At 60.5% G+C, this 19,289-nt stretch carries 16 protein-coding genes; 5 read left to right on the forward strand and 11 right to left on the reverse strand.

All coding sequences use genetic code 11. From position 1 onward, the window contains the following. The first annotated feature begins 16 nt into the window (after positions 1–16). The 3 genes from creB to creD all read left to right on the forward strand — a co-directional run bounded on the left by creB (position 17) and on the right by creD (position 3,595). Positions 17–697, forward strand: coding sequence for a two-component system response regulator CreB (gene creB / locus AACY19_RS13240; protein WP_339450779.1), 681 nt, complete (start codon positions 17–19; stop codon positions 695–697). Beyond that, entirely contained in the window at positions 697–2,115 is a 1,419-nt protein-coding gene (gene creC, locus AACY19_RS13245; RefSeq protein WP_339450781.1) for a two-component system sensor histidine kinase CreC, read from the forward strand. Before creB ends, creC begins: the two co-directional genes overlap by 1 nt. Before the next feature lie 109 nt (positions 2,116–2,224). Further along, complete coding sequence (creD, locus tag AACY19_RS13250; RefSeq protein ID WP_339450783.1) at positions 2,225–3,595, forward strand: cell envelope integrity protein CreD; 1,371 nt, start codon at positions 2,225–2,227, stop codon at positions 3,593–3,595. Between the two features lie 202 nt (positions 3,596–3,797). Here creD and AACY19_RS13255 read toward each other — a convergent pair whose 3' ends face one another. The 8 genes from AACY19_RS13255 to AACY19_RS13290 form a co-directional block, all read right to left on the reverse strand. Further along, complete coding sequence (locus AACY19_RS13255; protein WP_339450785.1) at positions 3,798–4,427, reverse strand: glutathione S-transferase; 630 nt, start codon at positions 4,425–4,427, stop codon at positions 3,798–3,800. Positions 4,428–4,638: 211 nt separating this feature from the next. Then, positions 4,639–4,818 carry a hypothetical protein gene (locus AACY19_RS13260; RefSeq protein WP_339450787.1) on the reverse strand — a complete coding sequence of 60 codons (180 nt, stop codon included), beginning with the start codon at positions 4,816–4,818 and terminating at the stop codon, positions 4,639–4,641. Then, on the reverse strand, positions 4,815–5,945 hold the full coding sequence (locus AACY19_RS13265) for a PepSY-associated TM helix domain-containing protein (protein ID WP_339450789.1): 1,131 nt from the start codon (positions 5,943–5,945) through the stop codon (positions 4,815–4,817). Before AACY19_RS13265 ends, AACY19_RS13260 begins: the two co-directional genes overlap by 4 nt. Before the next feature lie 74 nt (positions 5,946–6,019). Next, complete coding sequence (locus AACY19_RS13270) at positions 6,020–8,458, reverse strand: TonB-dependent siderophore receptor (protein ID WP_339450791.1); 2,439 nt, start codon at positions 8,456–8,458, stop codon at positions 6,020–6,022. Positions 8,459–8,614: 156 nt separating this feature from the next. Next, positions 8,615–9,589, reverse strand: coding sequence for a FecR family protein (locus AACY19_RS13275; protein ID WP_339450793.1), 975 nt, complete (start codon positions 9,587–9,589; stop codon positions 8,615–8,617). Further along, positions 9,586–10,062: an RNA polymerase sigma factor gene (locus tag AACY19_RS13280; RefSeq protein ID WP_445262306.1), complete on the reverse strand. Its 477-nt coding sequence runs from the start codon at positions 10,060–10,062 to the stop codon at positions 9,586–9,588. Before AACY19_RS13280 ends, AACY19_RS13275 begins: the two co-directional genes overlap by 4 nt. Before the next feature lie 249 nt (positions 10,063–10,311). Next, on the reverse strand, positions 10,312–11,019 hold the full coding sequence (locus AACY19_RS13285) for a 3'-5' exonuclease (RefSeq protein WP_339450797.1): 708 nt from the start codon (positions 11,017–11,019) through the stop codon (positions 10,312–10,314). Next, on the reverse strand, positions 11,016–12,956 hold the full coding sequence (locus tag AACY19_RS13290) for a DUF294 nucleotidyltransferase-like domain-containing protein (protein WP_339450799.1): 1,941 nt from the start codon (positions 12,954–12,956) through the stop codon (positions 11,016–11,018). Before AACY19_RS13290 ends, AACY19_RS13285 begins: the two co-directional genes overlap by 4 nt. 252 nt (positions 12,957–13,208) lie before the next feature. On the opposite strand from AACY19_RS13290, the gene AACY19_RS13295 reads away from it, so the two are divergent. After that, the gene (locus tag AACY19_RS13295) at positions 13,209–13,655 is read left to right on the forward strand and encodes a response regulator (protein WP_339450801.1); all 447 of its coding nucleotides are present in this window, start codon (positions 13,209–13,211) and stop codon (positions 13,653–13,655) included. A 159-nt stretch (positions 13,656–13,814) separates the two neighbouring features. Here AACY19_RS13295 and AACY19_RS13300 read toward each other — a convergent pair whose 3' ends face one another. Next, positions 13,815–15,992 carry a malate synthase G gene (locus tag AACY19_RS13300; protein ID WP_339450803.1) on the reverse strand — a complete coding sequence of 726 codons (2,178 nt, stop codon included), beginning with the start codon at positions 15,990–15,992 and terminating at the stop codon, positions 13,815–13,817. A gap of 505 nt (positions 15,993–16,497) precedes the next feature. Between AACY19_RS13300 and AACY19_RS13305 the strand changes: the two genes are divergently transcribed. Beyond that, entirely contained in the window at positions 16,498–17,016 is a 519-nt protein-coding gene (locus tag AACY19_RS13305) for a glycine cleavage system protein R (RefSeq protein ID WP_007910018.1), read from the forward strand. 223 nt (positions 17,017–17,239) lie between these two features. On the opposite strand, the gene rarD is transcribed toward AACY19_RS13305, so the two are convergent. Both rarD and AACY19_RS13315 read right to left on the reverse strand, forming a co-directional pair. Next, positions 17,240–18,127, reverse strand: a complete 888-nt coding sequence (rarD, locus tag AACY19_RS13310) for an EamA family transporter RarD (protein ID WP_250607881.1) — start codon at positions 18,125–18,127, stop codon at positions 17,240–17,242. Positions 18,128–18,301: 174 nt separating this feature from the next. Then, on the reverse strand, positions 18,302–19,276 hold the full coding sequence (locus AACY19_RS13315) for a serine/threonine protein kinase (RefSeq protein WP_339450808.1): 975 nt from the start codon (positions 19,274–19,276) through the stop codon (positions 18,302–18,304). Between the last annotated feature and the right edge of the window lie 13 nt (positions 19,277–19,289).

Raw genomic sequence — 19,289 nt, forward strand, 5'->3', positions numbered from 1 at the left:
CACGGGCTCGGACGCCATGCCTCATATCCTGATTGTCGAAGACGAAGCGGCGATTGCCGACACGCTGATTTTTGCCTTGCAGAGCGAGGGCTTCAGTACCACTTGGCTGAGCCTCGGTGCGGCGGCGCTGGAACATCAGCGGCAAACCCCGGCCGATCTGATCATCCTCGACATCGGCCTGCCGGACATCAGCGGTTTCGAAACCTGCAAACAGCTGCGGCGCTTCAGTGAAGTGCCGGTGCTGTTCCTCAGCGCCCGGGATGCCGAGATTGATCGCGTGGTGGGCCTGGAGATTGGCGCCGACGACTATGTGGTCAAGCCGTTCAGCCCGCGTGAAGTGGCGGCGCGCGTGAAAGCAATCCTCAAGCGCATGGCGCCGCGTCCGACGATTGACGGTTCGTCGGCGCTGTTTCGCATCGACCCCGAACGTGTACAGATCAGCTATCGCGGCCAGACGTTAAACCTGACCCGCCACGAATTCCGTCTGCTGCAATGCCTGCTCGAACAACCCGAGCGAGTGTTCAGTCGCGAACAACTGCTCGATGCGTTGGGCGTGGCGGCGGATGCCGGCTACGAGCGCAGCATCGACAGCCATATCAAAAGCGTGCGCGCCAAGTTGCGTCTGGTGCGCGCCGAGGCTGAGCCGATCCAGACCCATCGCGGCCTCGGCTACAGCTACAGCCCGGGGCACAGTTGATGTCGCTGGGGCTGCGGATTTTTCTGGTGTACGTGCTGTTCATCGGCCTGACCGGTTATTTCGTGCTCAACACGGTGATGGAAGAAATCCGTCCCGGCGTGCGACAGTCCACCGAAGAAACCCTCGTGGATACCGCGAATTTGATGGCGGAAATTCTCCGGGACGATTTCAAGGCCGGCACCCTCAGCGAAAATCGCTGGCCGCAGTTGCTGCGCGCCTACGGCGAACGTCAGCCGCAAGCGACGATCTGGGGCTTGCCGAAGAATCAGGTCAACCACCGCATTTACGTCACCGACGCCAAAGGCAGGGTGGTGCTGGATTCCAGTGGCGTCGCGGTCGGTCAGGATTACTCGCGCTGGAACGACGTCTACCTGACCCTGCGGGGTGAATACGGCGCACGCTCGAGCCGCAGCGATCCCAATGATCCGAGCTCTTCGGTGATGCATGTCGGCGCGCCGATTCGTGACAACGGCAAGATCATCGGCGTGGTCACCGTGGCCAAACCCAACAGCTCTTTGCAGCCCTACGTGGATCGCACGGAAAGGCGCTTGCTGTTTTACGGCGCCGGATTGATCGGCCTCGGACTGGTGTTCGGCGCGTTGTTGTCGTGGTGGCTGAGCCGCGCGCTGCACCGCTTGACCGGTTACGCCCAAGCGGTGAGTGAAGGCCGGCGGGTGGAAGTGCCGCACTATCGCGGCGGTGAACTGGAGCAACTCGCCACGGCGGTCGAACAGATGCGCACGCAACTGGAAGGCAAGGCCTACGTCGAGCGTTACGTGCACACGCTGACCCACGAATTGAAGAGCCCGCTGGCGGCGATTCGTGGCGCGGCGGAGTTGCTGCAAAGTGACATGTCACCTGTTCAGCGCCTGCGGTTTGTCGGCAACATCGACAGCGAAAGTGCGCGCATGCAGCAGTTGATCGAACGGTTGCTGAATCTGGCGCAGGTGGAACAACGTCAGGGTCTTGAAGAGCGGGTCGCCGTGCCGTTGGCGGCGCTGGTTGATCAGTTGTTGCAGGGGCAGGCAGCGCGGATTGAAGGTAAACAGTTGCGCATCGAACAGGCGGTTGCAGCGGATCTGATGCTGATTGGCGAGCCGTTCCTGTTGCGTCAGGCGCTGGGCAACTTGCTGGAGAATGCGCTGGATTTCTCCCCGCGTCAGGGCTTGTTGCGGTTCAGTGCCCAGCGCGAAGAGGAGCAGGTTGTCTGCCGACTCTTCAATGAAACCGCGTCGATTCCTGATTACGCCTTGCCACGTTTGACCGAGCGTTTTTACTCGCTACCGCGTCCCGACAGTGGACGAAAAAGCACCGGGTTGGGGCTTAACTTCGTTGAGGAGGTGATCAAGTTGCATGGTGGGTCGATGCTGATCCGCAATGTCGAGAGCGGGGTTGAGGTGACATTGCGCTTGCCTTGATACCGAGGCGCGAAGGGGCCAGTGAAGTCTCCACACAATCTCCATATTCCCCACACATTCCCCTCACACCGCGTCACCAGACTCTGCCCATCCAAACAGGGAGAGTCCCATGAACAAGAATCTGACCATCAAGCTCGGCGCCATCGCCTTGCTGATCCTGCTGTTACTGATCCCGCTGCTGATGATCGACGGCGTCATCGATGAACGCCAACAGTTGCGCGACGGCGTGCTCGAAGACATCGCCCGCAGTTCCAGTTACAGCCAGCAATTGAGCGGACCGGTGATGGTGGTGCCGTATCGCAAAGTGATTCACAACTGGAAAACCAACGACAAAACCAATCAGCGTTACGACGAGCCAAGCGAAGAGCGCGGCCGTTTGTACTTCCTGCCGGAGCGTTTCGAACTCGACGGCCAAGTGCAGACAGAACTGCGGGCGCGAGGCATTTATGAAGCGCGACTGTTCCATGCTGACAACCGCGTCAACGGCCATTTCTCATTGCCGGCGCAGTTGGGTATCAAGGAAGACTTCAGCGATTACCAGTTCGACGCGCCGTTTCTGGCGGTCGGCATCAGCGACATTCGTGGCATTGAAAATGCGCTGAAACTGGAGCTTGAAGGCCAGCGCCTGGACTTCGTTCCCGGCACGCAAGTCGGTTGGCTCGGTGAAGGCGTGCGGGTCACGCTGCCGCTGCTCGACACCCGTAAAACCACGGACTTGAGCTTCGCTTTCGATCTGCGCCTGCAAGGCACCGGTTCGCTGCAAGTGCTGCCCGTGGGTAAAACCAGTAGCGTCAGCCTCGCCGCCAACTGGCCGCATCCGAGTTTCATCGGCAACTTCTTGCCGGCCAAACGCGACATCAACGATCAGGGCTTTAGCGCCGACTGGCAGACCACGTTCTTCTCCACCAACCTGCAAGACGCCATGAGCCGCTGCGTGAGCGGCAATGACTGCGATGCGTTCAATGGACGCAGCTTCGGTGTGAGCTTCATCGATCCGGTGGATCAGTACCTCAAGAGTGATCGGGCGATCAAATATGCCTTGCTGTTCATCGTCCTGACATTCGCCGGTTTCTTCCTCTTCGAAGTGCTCAAAAGTCTGGCGGTGCATCCGGTGCAGTACGCGTTGGTGGGTGTGGCCCTGGCGTTCTTTTATCTGTTGCTGCTGTCGTTGTCAGAACACATCGGGTTCGCTCTGGCGTATTTGCTGTCGGCCAGTGGCTGTGTGTTGCTGATCGGGTTTTATGTCTGCCATGTGCTGCACAGCGTGCGCCACGGCCTGAGTTTTTCGGCGGGACTGGCGGCGCTGTATGGCCTGCTGTACGGGTTGTTGAGTGCCGAGGATTACGCGTTGTTGATGGGCTCGTTGTTGCTGTTTGGCTTGCTCGGTGTGTTCATGGTGCTGACACGCAAACTGGACTGGTACGGGATCGGGCAGAAGCCGGCCAAGCCGTTGGCGTTTGATGTGGGGGCGATGCAATGAGCCGGTCGCTTGGGTTGCGTGAGGATCAGTGCTGGAAGGATGAGTTGGTGACGCGGATTATCGGGGTTCTGCCAGTGGAACCGAGGTGGTGCATTCGCGAGCAGGCTCGCTCCCACAGGATTGGTGCTGAAACAGAAATCTCTGCCGTACCCAAGTCCACTGTGGGAGCTAGCCTGCTCGCGATGAGGCCGGAACAGACAACTTAAGGCTTGGGCATCGTGGCGATCATGGATGGTCGCTGACTCACCTCAAAGAACCAGTTGGCCAGTTGTGGATTGGCCGTGCGCCAGCCGAGGTCCGGGAAGCGCAGATCCAGATAACCCAGCGCACACGCCACGCTGATCGCGGCCACGTCGAAATGACTGGTCAGCTCGGCGATGGCCTCATTTTCCAGCACGTTCAGCGCGCGGCGGATCTTGTCGCGCTGGGCATCAAGCCATTCTTCCCAGTGTTTTTCGGGGGCACGCAGCGCCAACTCGTAACGCACCAGCACCGAGGCATCCATGATCCCGTCGGCCATCGAGGCCAGGGTCAGACGCCGCCAACGCGCTGCGCCTTCACGGGGGATCAGCGTATTGCCGACGTGCTGTTGGTCGAGGTATTCGAGGATCACGCGGCTGTCATGGATGACATTGCCGTCCGCCAGACGCAGGGCCGGGATTTTGCCCAACGGATTGTCGGCATTGAGCTCCGCACTCGGGCTGACCGGGCTGAGCGTGCAGTCTTGCAGCGCGACGCGATCCTGCTGACCGGTTTCGTGCAGCAACACCACGACTTTGCGCACGAACGGGGAGAGCGTGTTGTGGTACAGGGTCATGCTGGGGGCGGACATTGGCAAACCTCGGTGATCGTCGAAGAGCAGGAGGTTAGCCTAGCCAGAACCGCAATGGCTGGCGAGAAATTGATGGTGTCTGTGTGGCCGTCTTCGCGAGCAAGCCCGCTCCCACAGGGATCTTCTGTGTGCCTGCCATTTTTGGAGGCACCCGAAATCCCCGGTGGGAGCGGGCTTGCTCGCGAAGGGGCCGTCCCGGGCAACACAGAAATCACCCGCGCTGCAGCAAACCCTTGAGCGCCAGAAAGGCCGGAACACCCAGTCCTACCCAGCTCAACGCATCCCAGATCCCATCGCCCAGCAACGCCGCAAACAAGCCCGCCGCACTCAGCAGGGCAAGCACCAGCGGCGTGCTGAACACTTTCCAGAAACTCGACTGACGCGGCTTCATGCAGACGCCTCCGCTGTTTCCAGCACAGGCTTGGCGGCCTTGCGGCGCACCACCCACAGATACACGCCGCTGCCGAGCACGATGATGGTCAGCACATCAAGCGTGGCCCAGAGGATCTTCATCGGCATGCCGCCGTAGTCACCGAAATGCAGCGGCTGCGACATGCCCATGGCGTCCATGTACCACGGGCGTTCGGCGACGGCGGTGACGTTCAACGTGGACGCGTCGATCAGCACCGGCGTCAGCAAGTGCGAAGTCAGGTGCGTGCCGCCCTTCATGAACACCGAGTAGTGGTGTTCGCTGGAAAACCGTGTGCCGGGGAAGGCGATGAAGTCGGGCTTCATCCCCGGTGCAACTTCAGCGGCGATGTCGAGCAAACGTGTAGCCGGTGCCAGGTGCGTCAGCGGTGGTGCATCGCGGTAGGGCGCGATCAAGGTGTTCAGGGCGTCGTTGCGCCACGCCGCGATCAGCAGGTCGGCGCAGGCGCTGATCACGCCGGTCACGCCTACCACCAGCGCCCACGTCAGAGTGACCACGCCGATCAGGTTGTGCAGATCGAGCCAGCGCAACCGGGTCGATTTGTCCTGGCGCACGGTGCCGAACTTCAGGCGGCGCATGAACGGCAAATACAGCACCGTCCCCGAGACAATCGCCACCACAAACAACAGGCCCATGAACGCCAGCAGCAACTTGCCCGGCAGCCCGGCGAACATGTCGACGTGCAGGCGCAGGATGAACAGCATCAGGCCACCGTTGGCCGATGGGGTTTCCAGCGCTTCACCGGTGCGCGCATCGAGCATGAAGGTGTGCGACGAGTTCGGCTCGGTGCCGGCGGTCTTCGCCATGATCGTCAGGACGGCGTTCGGCTCATCGTCATCGAAACCGAAGTACTGCACGACGTCGTCAGGGCGATGCTTTTCTGCGGCGTCGACCAGTTGCGCCAGATTCAGGCGCGGGGTGTCGGCGGGCATCTCGCGGACTTCGGGCGCATCACCGAGCAAGTGCTCGATCTCGTGGTGGAAAATCAGCGGCAGCCCGGTCAATGCCAGCATCAGCAAAAACACGGTGCAGATCAGGCTGGTCCAGGTGTGAATAAACGACCAGCGACGAATTGTTTTACTTTTCATTTCATGACCTTCAAAAACACCAAGGCCGTCCAAGAAGGACGGCCTGGTAACAGGGCCTGTTTCAGCTCAGTTGCTTACCACTTGTAAGTGGCACTGGCGACGACGCTGCGCTGGTCGCCGTAGTAGCAGTAGAAGCCGTCGCAGGTGGAAATGTAGTCCTTGTCGAACAGGTTGGTCGCATTAACCGCCAGCGACGCGCCTTTGAGGCTGTTGTCCAGACGACCGAGGTCGTAATGCACGGCGGCGTCGAACACGGTGTAGGCGTCCGCCTTGCCCAGCCAGGTATTGCCCTTGTCGCCGTAGGTGTTGCCGGTATAGCGCACACCGCCGCCGATGCCAAACCCGTCGAGCACGCCAGTGTGCCAGGTGTAATCGGTCCACAGAGAGGCTTGCTGGTTCGGCATCAGTTGCAGGCGATTGCCCTTGTCGACGCCTTTCTGCACTTCGGACTTGGCCAGGGTGTAGGCGGCAATGACTTTCAGGTTGTCGGTCACGTCGGAGACTGCTTCCAGCTCCAGGCCTTTGACTTTCACTTCGCCGGTCTGGCTGGTGATGGTCACGTTGTTGACGATGCTGTTGACTGATACGTTCTTCTGGGTCAAGTCATACAACGCGGCGCTGAGCAGGGTTTTGCTGCCAGGCGGCTGGTACTTGATGCCCAATTCCCACTGCTTGCCTTCGGTGGGCTTGAACGAGTCCGTGGCGGTGGCATCGGCGCCGGCAGTCGGCTGGAAGGATTCGGCATACGACAGGTATGGCACGAAACCGGAGTCGAACACGTAGCTGATCGCCGCGTTGCCGCTGAATGCCTTGTCACGCTGGGTGTTGGTGGCATCGGCCTTGTTGAAGAACCGGGTGCTGGTGTGCACCCAGTCTTCACGCCCGCCGAGTGTCAGGCGCCACTGGTCGAGGGCCATCTGGTCCTGCACGTAGAGGCCCGTCTGGTAGGTCTTCTGGTCGTAATCGTAAAACGCGCTGGAGCGCGGCGGACGAACGATGGTCTGGCCGTGGATCGGATTATTGACGTTGATGTCCGGCGCGCTGCCGAAGATCGAGGTGTAATTGTCGTTGCTGCGCTGGTGATCAAGACCGAGCAACACGGTGTGGCGGATATCGCCCGTGGCAAAGTCGGCCTGGAAATTGTTGTCCACGGCGAACTGGCTGATGTCTTCATCAACGTTGGTCGTGCCGCGACCGACATTGCCCTGATCGTCCACGGTGAAACCGGCGAACGACGGGTTGTAGCTGTTGACGGTGACGGTCTGGAACGACAGGTCCGATTTGGTGTAACGCAGATTCTGCTTGAACTGCCAGACATCGTTCAGGCGATGTTCGAAGGCGTAACCAAGCGCGTAGTAGGTGCGGTCGTAGAAGTCGTAGTCAGGATCGCCGAGGTTCTTGTGGTGGGAGATCTTGCCGAAGGGCATGTCGATCCTGGTGCCCTGGATCGGATAGAACTGGCTGGTGACACCGGTGTCGTCACGAGTGAACTGCGTGAGCAATGTCAGCCTGGTGTCGTCGTCGATGTTCCACGTCAGGCTCGGCGCGATGTTGTAGCGCTTGTTTTCGATGTGATCGATCTGCGTATCGCTGTCGCGCACGACGCCGCTGATGCCGTAGAGGAACTGGCCCGCCTCATCGATCTTGCCGGTGCTGGCGAAGTTGATCTGGCGGTGGTTGTCGCTGCCGTACTGCAACTGGATTTCGCTGCTGGCTTCGCTGCTCGGCCGACGGCTGACCATGTCCAGCAAGCCGCCCGGCGGGGTCTGGCCGTACACCGAAGAAGCCGGGCCGCGCAGCAGGGCGAGGCGGTCCAGGTTCCAGGTTTCCGGTTTCGGGTTGGCATAGATGCCGCGCGGCAGCGGCAGGCCGTCGAGGAATTGGGTCGGCTCGAAACCACGCACACGCAGCCAGTCGATGCGGGTGTCGCTGCCATAGCTGCTGGCGGTGATGCCCGGCATGTAGCGCACGGCGTCGTCGAGGCTGTGCACGCCGCGATCTTCCATTTGCTGACGGGTGGCCACGGAGATCGAACGCGGCGCTTCGACTAGCGCGGTATCGGTCTTGGTGCCAGCGGCGGTGCGGGTGGCGGTGTAGCCTTCGACCGGGCCCCAGGCGCTTTCGAGGTTTTCCACACCGATGATTGCGGTTTCCGGCAGGGCCATCGCGCCGTCAGGCACGGCGACCAAGGTGTAGGTGCCCGCGCTGCTCTGTTCCAGTTGCAGGCCGGTGCCGCGCAGGGCCGCGCGCAGCGCACCGGCCGCATCGTATTGGCCGTTGACCGGCGCCGAGGTCTTGCCCGCCGCCAGCGCCGGACTCAGCGACAGCGCGAGGCCGCCCTGGCTGGCGATCTGGTTCAGGGTGGTCGACAACGGCGCTGCCGGCAGGTTGTAGGCGCGAACGCTGGACGCTTGCTCAGCGGCGAGCAACGAGCTGCTGATCAGCGGAGTGCTGAGCGCGATGGCGACAGCCAGCAGACTGGGACGCAACAAGGTGTCTAGCGAACGGGACATACGGCGGCTCCTGAATGGAAATATTTCTCAATTGCCTGTGTGCCGGATGAGAATCAAAAAGTGATAGGGCGGGATGAAAATAATTTCGATTAACTGAAAACAGGGCTGCGGTTATTTGAGGTGGGCCTGTTTTTTGGGCTATGGCTGGCGGCCGCATTACTCAGGTCTGGTATCAGCTTTCGCGACGGTCACCCAGTAAGGCGTGTGCTGCTCGATCTGCACCGGCAAGGTCGGCAGCAGGGCGCTCAAGGCTTTGTCAGTGTCATGCAGCGGGAAGCTGCCGGTGATGCGCAAATCAGCCACATCCGGCGCGACGCCCAAATGCCCGCGACGGTAACGGCCAAGCTCATGCAGCAGATCGCCCAAACGCGCGTTATCCACTACCAGCATCCCCCGCGTCCAGGCATCGGCGCCCGGATTGAGCGCGACAATCGAGCCGAGGCCATCACTGCGTAGCAGCACTTGCTGGCCTTCGCGCAGGATCTGTTCATCAGGATTCGCTTGTGCCTGCGCCGCCACCGCCGAATGCAATACGCTCAGGCGCGTGCCTTCATCTTCGCGTCTGACCAGGAACCGCGTCCCCAGGGCGCGCATGCTGCCTTCGCGGGTTTCGACGATGAAGGGGCGTGGATCGCCGTGGCCGGTTTCGACCAGAATCTCGCCTTCCTGCAAAACGATCAGCCGGCGTTTCTCGTCGAAACGCACATCCACTGCGCTGTGGGTGTTGAGGTTCAATACCGTGCCGTCGGCGAGATGAACAGTACGCTGCTCGCCCGTGGCGGTGCGTTGATCAGCGAGCCAGTAATCCAGCGGCCACAACCGTTCACTGGCGAACAACCCCAACCCCATGATCACCACCATGCTGGCCAGGCCGCTGCCGAGCTTGCGCACGCGGCGGCGAATGCCCTCGCGTGATTGCAGCAAGGCGCTACGGGCCGGACCTTTGGCCACGCTGAAGCGCTGATCAAGCATGCCCAACTGACGCCAGGCGCGGGCATTTTCTTCGTTGGCCGCATGCCATTTGGCGAACTCTTCGCGCTCCAGCGCAGTGCTTGAGTCGAGGGTCAGTTGCCAGGCAATCGCCGCGTCCAGTACATGGGCCGGCACCGGTCGGGAACTGGCCGGGCTCACGTCGGCTCACCGTACAGGGCGATGTAACACTGCCGAATGCCTTGCGCCAGATACTGGCGCACGCGCGCAACCGAAACGCCGAGCTTCTCGGCGATCTCGGCATGGCCGAGGCCGTCGAGGCGGTTATAAAGAAAAGCGGCTCGAGCCTTGGTCGACAATTTGCCGAGCAAGCGGTCGATGGCCTTGAGGTCTTCGAGGATCAGTTGCTGTTCTTCTACGGAAGGCTGTTCGCCTTCGGGGATCAGCATCAGTTCGGTGAGGTAAGCCTGTTCCAGCGCGGCGCGACGGAAGTAGTCGAACAACAGGCCTTTGGCAATCGCCACCAGAAAGGCTCGCGGCTCGCGGGGAGTCAGCATTTCATCGCGGCCGAGCAGGCGCACGAAGGTGTCCTGGCTCAGATCCTCGGCGCGTTGCGGGCAGGCCACATTGCGTCGCAGCCAGGCCAATAGCCAACCGCGATGGTCGCGATACATCGCACCAACGAGATCACTGTGAGGGCTCTGAGCTGAAGACACCGAATGTCACCGATTGGGAAATATTAACTAACGCGAACTGTTCGCGATTCTCGCAGAGGTGGGAATGGTTAGCAATTGGCCACTGGTCGGGTGGTATCGGGAAGGCCGCGTCATCGTTCTTCGCGAGCAAGCCCGCTCCCACATTGGAATGCGAAACCCTGTGGGAGCGGGCTTGCTCGCGAAGAGGCCAGAAGAGGCATCGAAAATCTAAAAGGAGGGCGCCTGCTGCCTACGCTTCCACTGGCTCAACCGCTGCTGCAAATTCAACGGACTATGAATCTGCTGCCCCCGCGCCCGGCTGAACAGAATCAACGCCAGCTCCGCTGTCGCCAGCGCATCGGCACTCGCGTTATGCCGCTCGAACACCTCAAGCTTGAACCAGTCAATCCACTCATCCAGTCCCGCCTCACGGATCTGTGCCTGCGGACACACCAGCGGGGCGATGTCCGCGACATCGAGAAATACCTGCTGCAACTTGTGCCCCAGATGCTCCTTCACCGCCCGCCCGAGCATGTGCTGATCGAACGGCGCATGAAACGCCAGCACCGGGCTGTCACCCATGAACTCCAGCAGTTCCAGCAACGCCTCGGCCGGATCACTGCCAGCGGCAATCGCATTGGGCCCCAGGCCGTGGATCAACACACTGGGGCTGAGCTTCAATTCCCGGCATTGCAGGGTGCGTTCGAATTGCTGACTGAAATCGATCGCGCCATCCTCGATCACCACCGCGCCAATCGACAACACACGATCCTTGTTCAGATTGAGTCCGGTGGTTTCCAGATCCAGCACCACCCAGCGCTGTTCGCGCAGGGTGCATTCGCCGAGCTGTGTAACCGTCGGCAACCGAGCCAGACGTTGCTGTAATTGCGCCGGCACTATCGGACTGGCCGGGCGTAGCCACGAAAACAGGCTCATAGCTGATACCGCAACGTCAGGCTGCTCTGCAGGCGCTGGGCCTGGCGCAGGGATTCACGCAGGATGCGCCGGTCGAGATGATTGAGGCTGTCGGGATCGACGCGGTTGGAGTACGGCAGATTCTCGCGAGTCTGCAACTGATGCTGCTGCATGCGCGTTTGCTGAATGAAGTGATAAGCCTCTTCATACGCAGCGCCGTCCAGCCGTTCGATGACCTCTTTGTCGACCAGCTGACGGAAGCGTTCGAGGGTGTTGTTGGCGTCGATACCATTGGCCAGTGCGAGCAATCGTGCGCCATCGACGAACGGGGTCAGGCCCTGAACTTTCAGGTCCAGTGTGGCTTTCTCGCCATTTTTGCGCGCCAGCACAAACTCGCGAAAACGTCCCACCGGCGGACGGTTGCGCAACGCGTTCTCGGCCATCATGCGCTGGAACAAACGGTTGTCGCCGACCTGCTCAAGAATGCCCCGGCGCAGTTGTTCGCAGCTTTGCTCATCGCCCCAGACCACGCGCAGATCGAAATAGATGCTCGACCCCAGCAGATTTTCCGGCGTCGCTTCACGAATAAATGCTGCAAAGCGCCGCGCCCATTCCGCTCGGGACAAACACAGCTCGGGGTTGCCGGCCATGATGTTGCCCTTGCACAGGGTGAAACCGCATTGCGCCAGGCTCTGGTTGATCTGCTGGGCAATCGGCAGCAGCTTGCCGCGAATCTCCGCTGCATGCGCCGCGTCGCGGGCATCGAACAGAATGCCGTTGTCCTGATCGGTGTGCAGCGTCTGTTCGCGGCGGCCTTCGCTGCCGAAACACAGCCAACTGAACGGCACGCCGGGGTCGCCTCTTTCCGCCAGGGTCAGTTCGATCACTCGGCACACGGTGTGATCGTTGAGCAGGGTGATGATGTGGGTGATCTGCGTCGAGGAAGCGCCGTGGGCGAGCATGCGTTCGACCAGTTGGCCGATTTCGCCGCGCAGGCTCACCAGTTGTTCGACGCGCTGGGCGCTGCGAATCGTCCGCGCCAGATGCACCAGATCGACCCGTTGAAGCGAAAACAGATCACGCTCGGAGACCACGCCGCACAAGCGCTGATCCTTGACCAGACAGACGTGGGCGATGTGCCGCTCGGTCATGGCAATCGCTGCGTCGAAGGCACTGTGATCCGGGGACAGATAGAAGGGTGCTCGGGTCATGTGGCGCTCGATGGCTTCGCTGAAATCACCGACGCCTTCGGCCACCACATGGCGCAAGTCGCGCAGGGTGAAAATCCCCAGCGGCGCCTTTTGTTCATCCACGGCAACGATGCTGCCGACCTGTTGTTCGTGCATCAGTTTCACTGCTTCGCGCAGCGGTGTGTCCGGGCTGCACGTCACCGGGTGACGCATGGCCAGTTCGCCGAGACGGGTGTTCAGCGAGTACTGCGTGCCGAGGGTTTCCACGGCTTTCTGCTGCACTTGCTGGTTGACCTGATCAAGCAGGCTGCTGACCCCACGCAAGGCGAAATCGCGGAAGGCGCTGGAGAGGGCGAACAGTTTGATGAACGCCAATTTGTTCAGTTGCAGGCAGAAGGTGTCCTCGCCGGCCAGATGCTCGGTGCGGGTCGCGCGTTCGCCGAGCAGGGCCGCCAGGGGGAAGCATTCGCCGGTGGTGATCTCGAAAGTAGTTTCGGTGCCGGGTTTGGTGATGTGCTGGCGTTCGCCGACCACCCGGCCTTGCTTGACGATATAGAAGTGTTCGACCGGGCCGTCGACGGGTTTGATGATGCTCTCGCCCTGGCCGTAAAACCGCAGCTGACATTGCTCCACCAGATAGGCGAGGTGGGCATGTTCCATCTGATTGAAGGGCGGGAAGCGCTGGAGGAATTGCAGGGTGCCCTGAATGTTCTGCAACACCGCGGTTTTCCCTGCCTGGGTGAAGGCATCCGCTTTACTCATAACCATTACCGCAGTCTTTTTCGCATTGTTGTTGTCGGATCGTTGCAGCCATGGTCGACCCCTACGGACAAGGTGCCCATTGGACGTAAGTCTAGGTTTTGCCACCATTGGCGAAGTTTCGGAGATGCCCTACGCAAACAGTCGGAAATTCCCTCGGTTACCCCCTTGGAAAAAATTCCGACGAAGTGCACATTGAAGCTCTGCCCAGCGATGTCTGACCACTTGCCAAGGGATTGATTTGAACATTTAGAGAACGCCATGTCCGACCACGATATTTTGAGCGATGCCGAGCGTGAAGCGCTCAGTGCAGTGATGCTCGAACCCGATCTGCCACCGCAGCGCGTCTTGATCGTCGATGACGACAAGGATGCCCGGGAACTGCTATCGGAGATTCTCGCGTTGGACGGTATTCGCTGCATGACCGCCGCCAGTGGAGAGACGGCACTGAAGATGCTGGAGGAAAAACCTTCGATCGGTCTGGTGATCACCGATCTGCGCATGCGCAACGTCGATGGCCTCGATCTGGTGCGTCAGGTACGTGAATCGGTGCGGGCGGCGATGCCTATCATCATTGTGTCGGGCGATGCCGACGTGAAGGATGCAATTGCGGCGATGCATTTGAGCGTGGTGGATTTTCTGCTCAAGCCGATTGATACGGGCAAGTTGTTGGAGCTGGTGAAACATGAATTGGGGATAGAACCTTAAGAGCCACCCTAACCCTCCCGAAACGTCGGACCGCCCAAGGGGAGAGGGCTGGGGTGAGGGGGATGGATCTCATGCCGACCATAAAACCCGGCCCCGCCACAAACAAAAAAGCCCTGATCTTTCGATCAGGGCTTTTTCATGTCCGGCATTCAGCGCAGGTTACAGGCCGTTAGCGGCCTTGAACTCGCGACGACGACGGTGCAGAACCGGCTCGGTGTAACCGTTCGGCTGCTGGGTGCCTTCGATTACCAGTTCGACCGCCGCCTGGAAGGCGATGTTGCTGTCGAAATCCGGTGCCAGGGGACGGTACAGCGGGTCGTTGGCATTCTGGCGGTCAACCACCGGCGCCATGCGCTTGAGGCTCTCCATGACTTGCGCTTCGGTGACCACACCGTGGCGCAGCCAGTTGGCGATGTGCTGGCTGGAGATACGCAGCGTGGCACGGTCTTCCATCAGGCCGACGTCGTTGATGTCCGGCACTTTCGAGCAGCCGACACCCTGGTCGATCCAGCGCACCACGTAACCGAGAATGCCCTGGGCATTGTTGTCCAGTTCGTTCTTGATCTGCTCTGGCGTCCAGTTCGGGTTGACCGCCAGCGGGATGGTCAGGATGTCGTCCACCGAGGCGCGGGCACGTTTGGCCAGTTCCGCCTGACGAGCGAATACGTCGACCTTGTGGTAGTGCAGCGCGTGCAGTGCAGCGGCGGTCGGCGATGGAACCCAGGCGGTGTTGGCACCGGCCAGCGGGTGAGCGATTTTCTGCTCCAGCATCGCCGCCATCAAATCCGGCATCGCCCACATGCCTTTACCGATTTGCGCACGACCTTGCAGGCCGGTGCTCAGACCGATATCGACGTTCCAGTTTTCGTAAGCGCCGATCCACTTCTCAGCCTTCATGTCGGCCTTGCGCACAACCGGGCCGGCTTCCATGGAGGTGTGGATTTCGTCGCCGGTGCGGTCGAGGAAACCGGTGTTGATGAACACCACGCGCTCGCTGGCTGCCTTGATGCAGGCCTTGAGGTTGACCGTGGTGCGGCGCTCCTCGTCCATGATCCCGACTTTCAGCGTGTTGCGCGCAAGGCCCAGCACGTCTTCGATGCGACCGAACAGCTCGTTGGTGAACGCCGCCTCTTCCGGGCCGTGCATCTTCGGTTTAACGATGTAGACCGAGCCGGTGCGAGTGTTGCGACGCGAGGTGTTGCCGTTGAGGTTGTGCATCGCCGCGAGGCAAGTGACCAGACCGTCGAGGATGCCTTCCGGCACTTCGTTGCCGTCCTTGTCGAGGATCGCGTCGATGGTCATCAGATGACCCACGTTGCGCACGAACAACAGCGAACGACCGTGCAGGGTCACTTCACCGCCATTCGGCGCGGTGTAGGTGCGATCCGGGTTCATGGTGCGGGTGAAGGTCTGGCCGCCCTTGGACACGGATTCCGCCAGATCGCCTTTCATCAGGCCGAGCCAGTTGCGGTAGATCACCACTTTGTCGTCGGCATCGACGGCAGCCACGGAGTCTTCGCAGTCCATGATGGTGGTCAGCGCCGCTTCCATGAGGATGTCTTTGACGCCGGCCGCGTCGGTCTGACCAACCGGGGTGCTGGCATCGACCTGGATTTCGAAATGCAGACCGTTGTGTTTCAACAGGATCGCGATTGGCGCGTTGGCGTCGCCCTGGAAACCGATCAGTTGTGTGTCGTCGCGCAGGCCAGCGTTGCTGCCGCCCTTGAGGGTGACCACGAGTTTGCCGTCAACGATCTTGTAGCCGGTCGAGTCGACGTGGGAGCCAGCGGCCAAGGGGGCGGCTTCGTCGAGGAAGGCACGGGCGAAGGCGATGACTTTGTCGCCACGCACCTTGTTGTAGCCTTTGCCTTTTTCCGCGCCACCTTCTTCGCTGATCGCGTCGGTGCCGTAGAGAGCGTCGTACAACGAACCCCAGCGGGCGTTCGAGGCATTGAGAGCGAAGCGGGCGTTCATCACCGGCACAACAAGTTGCGGGCCGGCGGTACGGGCGATTTCGTCATCGACGTTTTGTGTCGTTGCCTGGAAATCAGCCGCTTCAGGCAGCAGATAACCGATTTCCTGCAGGAAGGCTTTATAGGCCACGGCGTCTTGCGCCTGGCCGGCGTGCGCCTGATGCCAGGCATCAATGCGAGCCTGGAAGTCATCGCGTTTGGCGAGTAGGGCTTTGTTCTTCGGCGCCAGGTCATGAATGACCTTGTCGGCACCGTCCCAGAACTTCTCGGCGGTGAGGCCGGTACCGGGAATGGCTTCGTTGTTCACGAAGTCGAACAGGACTTTGGCGACCTGCAGGCCACCGACTTGAACGTGTTCAGTCATTGCTTGCCTCACTCTGCTCAGCTATTTCGCTTTTCAGCTCTTCAATTTTGACAATGAAGCCTCTGGCCATTTAAACCACAAACCTGCCGACCAGTACATGCCATTGCTGGCGGCTGGGCTGGGGACCAATCAAAGGCTTGGGGCCTTGCTGACGGGGCTTTCAGGGTTGCGAACAGGCCTTGGGCAGACATCGAACCAGCGTTATGTAGTGCGTGCTGCGGCATACTACATGATGAATTGCGCTTGTGAAAATCAGACTAATTACGTCGTTCTGCGACCTCATGTCGCATTGCGGTCACATCGCGGAACGGGATGTTCTCAAAAAACCATTGGATTGTTCCAGCTAAATATCAAAAGTTGTACACATAAATGGTATTTGGCTGCTATGGCACCGGTTTATGTGGGAGCGAGCCTGCTCGCGAAAGCGTCGGTCGCCTCAACGCAAAATGGGCTCTTGCCTATACTTGCCCTTCTACAACAAAAGTCATGACAAGAGGGCTGCGCCATGGACCATCTCGTACTCACCGTATTCGCCCCGGACAAGCCCGGGCAGGTCGAGCGCATTGCCCAATGCATTGCCGAACACGGCGGTAACTGGCTGGAAAGCCGCATGTCGCGGATGGCCGGGCAGTTCGCCGGGATTCTGCGGGTGGGGGTGCCGGCAGAGGCTTACGACGAATTGGTCGACTCCCTGCAAGCGCTGTCGACTCATGGTATTCGCGTGCTGATTGCTGAAAGCGGCATCGAGCAATCCTGCACCTGGAAGCCGATTGCGATGGAGTTGGTGGGCAATGATCGCCCGGGGATCGTGCGCGACATCACCCGCCTGCTGAGCGAGCAGGGGGTCAACCTTGAACGGCTGGTGACCGAAGTGCGCCCGGCTCCGATGAGCAGTGAGCCGCTGTTCCACGCCGAAGCGATTCTCGCGGTGCCACTGACCCTGTCGCTGGATGTTCTGCAGTCGCGTCTGGAAACCCTGGCTGACGATCTGATGGTCGAACTGGTGTTGCGCACGGACGTTTAAACGCGGATCAGGTTATCCAGTTTTAACGTGCGCCTGCCTGTGGATAACCTGTAGAGACCGACGGCAACGCCAGGCCCGCCGTGGCTTTGCTGCTGTTGATCAAAAAACCGCCAGCATTCAGTGACTTGCGCACAAACGGCGGGGATCACGCTGTGGATAACCTTGGGAAGGAACGGTGCAGGCCACGAGAACCGTGGCCTGTGAAGGTTTGTGCGTTTTTTGATCAGCTGCGTCGGCGCAAACTGATCACCGCATCGACGCTGTAGACGGCCAGACCGGCCCAGATAAAGATGAACGCAATCAGCGTGCTCGACGACAAGTGCTCGCCAAACAGCAACACCGCTTGCAACAGCACCAGGGTCGGCGCCAGGTATTGCAGGAAGCCGATGGTGGTGTAGGGCAAGTGGCGCGTGGCAGCGTTGAAACACACCAGCGGCACCAATGTCACCGGGCCAGCGGCTACCAGCCACCAGGCTTGCGAGGTGGTCCAGAACTCGGGTTGCGCACTGGTGGCGGTCTGGTTGAACAGCAGCCATGCCAGCGCTATCGGCACCAGCATCCAGGTTTCCACCACCAGCCCCGGCAACGCCTTGACCGGCGCCTGCTTGCGGATCAGGCCGTAGAAACCGAACGTCAGCGCCAGCACCAGCGACACCCACGGCAGACTGCCCACCTGCCACACCTGCTGTGCCACGCCAACCGCCGCCAGGCCGACCGCGAGCCACTGCATGCGGCGCAGACGTTCGCCGAGAATCAACATCCCCAGCAGCACGTTGACCAGCGGGTTGATGTAGTAACCGAGGCTCGCTTCCAGCATGCGTCCGTTATTCACCGACCACACGTAGGTCAACCAGTTGGCCGCGATCAGCGTGCCGCTCAGGGCAAGAATTGCCAGCCGTTTGGGGTTGTCGAGCAATTCACGCAACCAGCCCGGGTGTTTCCACACCATCAGCAGCAACGCACCGAACAGCGCCGACCACAGCACCCGGTGGATGATGATCTCGACCGCCGGCACTTCGGCGATGGCTTTGAAGTAAATCGGGAACAGGCCCCAGATGATGTAGGCACTCAGGCCCAGAATGTACCCGCGACGCGGGTTGGCGGCTTGCATGCAGAATCCTTGCTTAGGCAGCTAACAAAGGAGGGATTGTAAGGAGATTTGTCTACGAATGCCGTAGCGCAATGGTCGGGGAATTGTGAACACCTGAAAAATGTGGGAGCGAGCCTGCTCGCGAAAGCGTCCGTATTCGCGAGCAGGCTCGCTCCCACAGGGTTCAGGTGTGAATCAGAAGAGTTTCAGCGGTTCTTCGTTGAGCGCGGCGAGTTGCTCGCGCAACGCCAACACCTGATCGCCCCAATAACGCTCAGTGCCGAACCACGGAAAGCTGTGCGGGAACGCCGGGTCATCCCAGCGCCGCGCGAGCCACGCGCTGTAGTGCATCAGGCGCAGGGCGCGCAGCGGTTCAATCAGTGCCAGTTCGCGTGGATCGAAGTCGTGGAACTCGTTGTAGCCGTCCATCAGTTCCGATAATTGTCCGAGGCACTCCTGGCGGTCACCGGCGAGCATCATCCAGATGTCCTGCACCGCCGGCCCCATGCGACAGTCGTCGAGGTCGACGATGTGGAACATCTCGTCGCGGCACATCATGTTGCCGGGGTGGCAGTCGCCGTGCATGCGAATGTTCTGGTGCGGCGTGTTGGCGTAGGCATCTTCCACGCGTTTGAGCAGATCGCGGGCGACGGACTCATAGGCCGGCAACAGGCTTTTGGGAATGAAGTTGCCTTCGAGCAGGGTCTTCAGCGAAGCGTGGCCGAAGTTCTGCACGGCGAGGGCTTCGCGGTGCTGGAAGGGCTTGGTCGCACCGACCGCGTGAATGCGCCCGAGCAATTGGCCGAGGCGATACAGTTGATCAAGATTGCCCGGCTCCGGCGCCCTGCCGCCACGACGGGGAAACAGGGTGAAGCGAAAACCGGCGTGTTCGTGCAGGGTTTCGCCGTTGTGAATCAACGGTGCGACCACCGGAATGTCGACGTCGGCCAACTCGAAGGTGAACTGGTGTTCTTCGAGAATGGCTTCATTGGTCCAGCGCTGCGGACGGTAGAACTTGGCAATCAGCGGCTCGGAGTCTTCGATGCCGACCTGATAGACGCGGTTTTCGTAGCTGTTGAGCGCCAGAATGCGCGCATCACTCAGGAACCCGATGCTTTCAACGGCATCGAGGACAAGGTCGGGGGTGAGTGTTTCAAACGGGTGGGCCATGCTGACTCCTGCG

The organism is Pseudomonas sp. EA_5y_Pfl2_R50 (genome assembly GCF_963970475.1).
In the GTDB taxonomy this organism is placed as follows: domain Bacteria; phylum Pseudomonadota; class Gammaproteobacteria; order Pseudomonadales; family Pseudomonadaceae; genus Aquipseudomonas.

Bases quoted from the DNA above. Each gene is read 5' to 3' on its own strand.
- creD (WP_339450783.1), top strand. From the start codon at position 2,225: ATGAACAAGAATCTGACCATCAAGCTCGGCGCCATCGCCTTGCTGATC.
- AACY19_RS13300 (WP_339450803.1), bottom strand. From the start codon at position 15,992: ATGACTGAACACGTTCAAGTCGGTGGCCTGCAGGTCGCCAAAGTCCTG.
- AACY19_RS13290 (WP_339450799.1), bottom strand. From the start codon at position 12,956: ATGGTTATGAGTAAAGCGGATGCCTTCACCCAGGCAGGGAAAACCGCG.
- AACY19_RS13270 (WP_339450791.1), bottom strand. From the start codon at position 8,458: ATGTCCCGTTCGCTAGACACCTTGTTGCGTCCCAGTCTGCTGGCTGTC.
- AACY19_RS13265 (WP_339450789.1), bottom strand. From the start codon at position 5,945: ATGAAAAGTAAAACAATTCGTCGCTGGTCGTTTATTCACACCTGGACC.
- AACY19_RS13295 (WP_339450801.1), top strand. From the start codon at position 13,209: ATGTCCGACCACGATATTTTGAGCGATGCCGAGCGTGAAGCGCTCAGT.
- AACY19_RS13315 (WP_339450808.1), bottom strand. From the start codon at position 19,276: ATGGCCCACCCGTTTGAAACACTCACCCCCGACCTTGTCCTCGATGCC.
- AACY19_RS13255 (WP_339450785.1), bottom strand. From the start codon at position 4,427: ATGTCCGCCCCCAGCATGACCCTGTACCACAACACGCTCTCCCCGTTC.
- AACY19_RS13285 (WP_339450797.1), bottom strand. From the start codon at position 11,019: ATGAGCCTGTTTTCGTGGCTACGCCCGGCCAGTCCGATAGTGCCGGCG.
- AACY19_RS13260 (WP_339450787.1), bottom strand. From the start codon at position 4,818: ATGAAGCCGCGTCAGTCGAGTTTCTGGAAAGTGTTCAGCACGCCGCTG.
- creC (WP_339450781.1), top strand. From the start codon at position 697: ATGTCGCTGGGGCTGCGGATTTTTCTGGTGTACGTGCTGTTCATCGGC.
- rarD (WP_250607881.1), bottom strand. From the start codon at position 18,127: ATGCAAGCCGCCAACCCGCGTCGCGGGTACATTCTGGGCCTGAGTGCC.
- creB (WP_339450779.1), top strand. From the start codon at position 17: ATGCCTCATATCCTGATTGTCGAAGACGAAGCGGCGATTGCCGACACG.
- AACY19_RS13280 (WP_445262306.1), bottom strand. From the start codon at position 10,062: ATGTATCGCGACCATCGCGGTTGGCTATTGGCCTGGCTGCGACGCAAT.
- AACY19_RS13305 (WP_007910018.1), top strand. From the start codon at position 16,498: ATGGACCATCTCGTACTCACCGTATTCGCCCCGGACAAGCCCGGGCAG.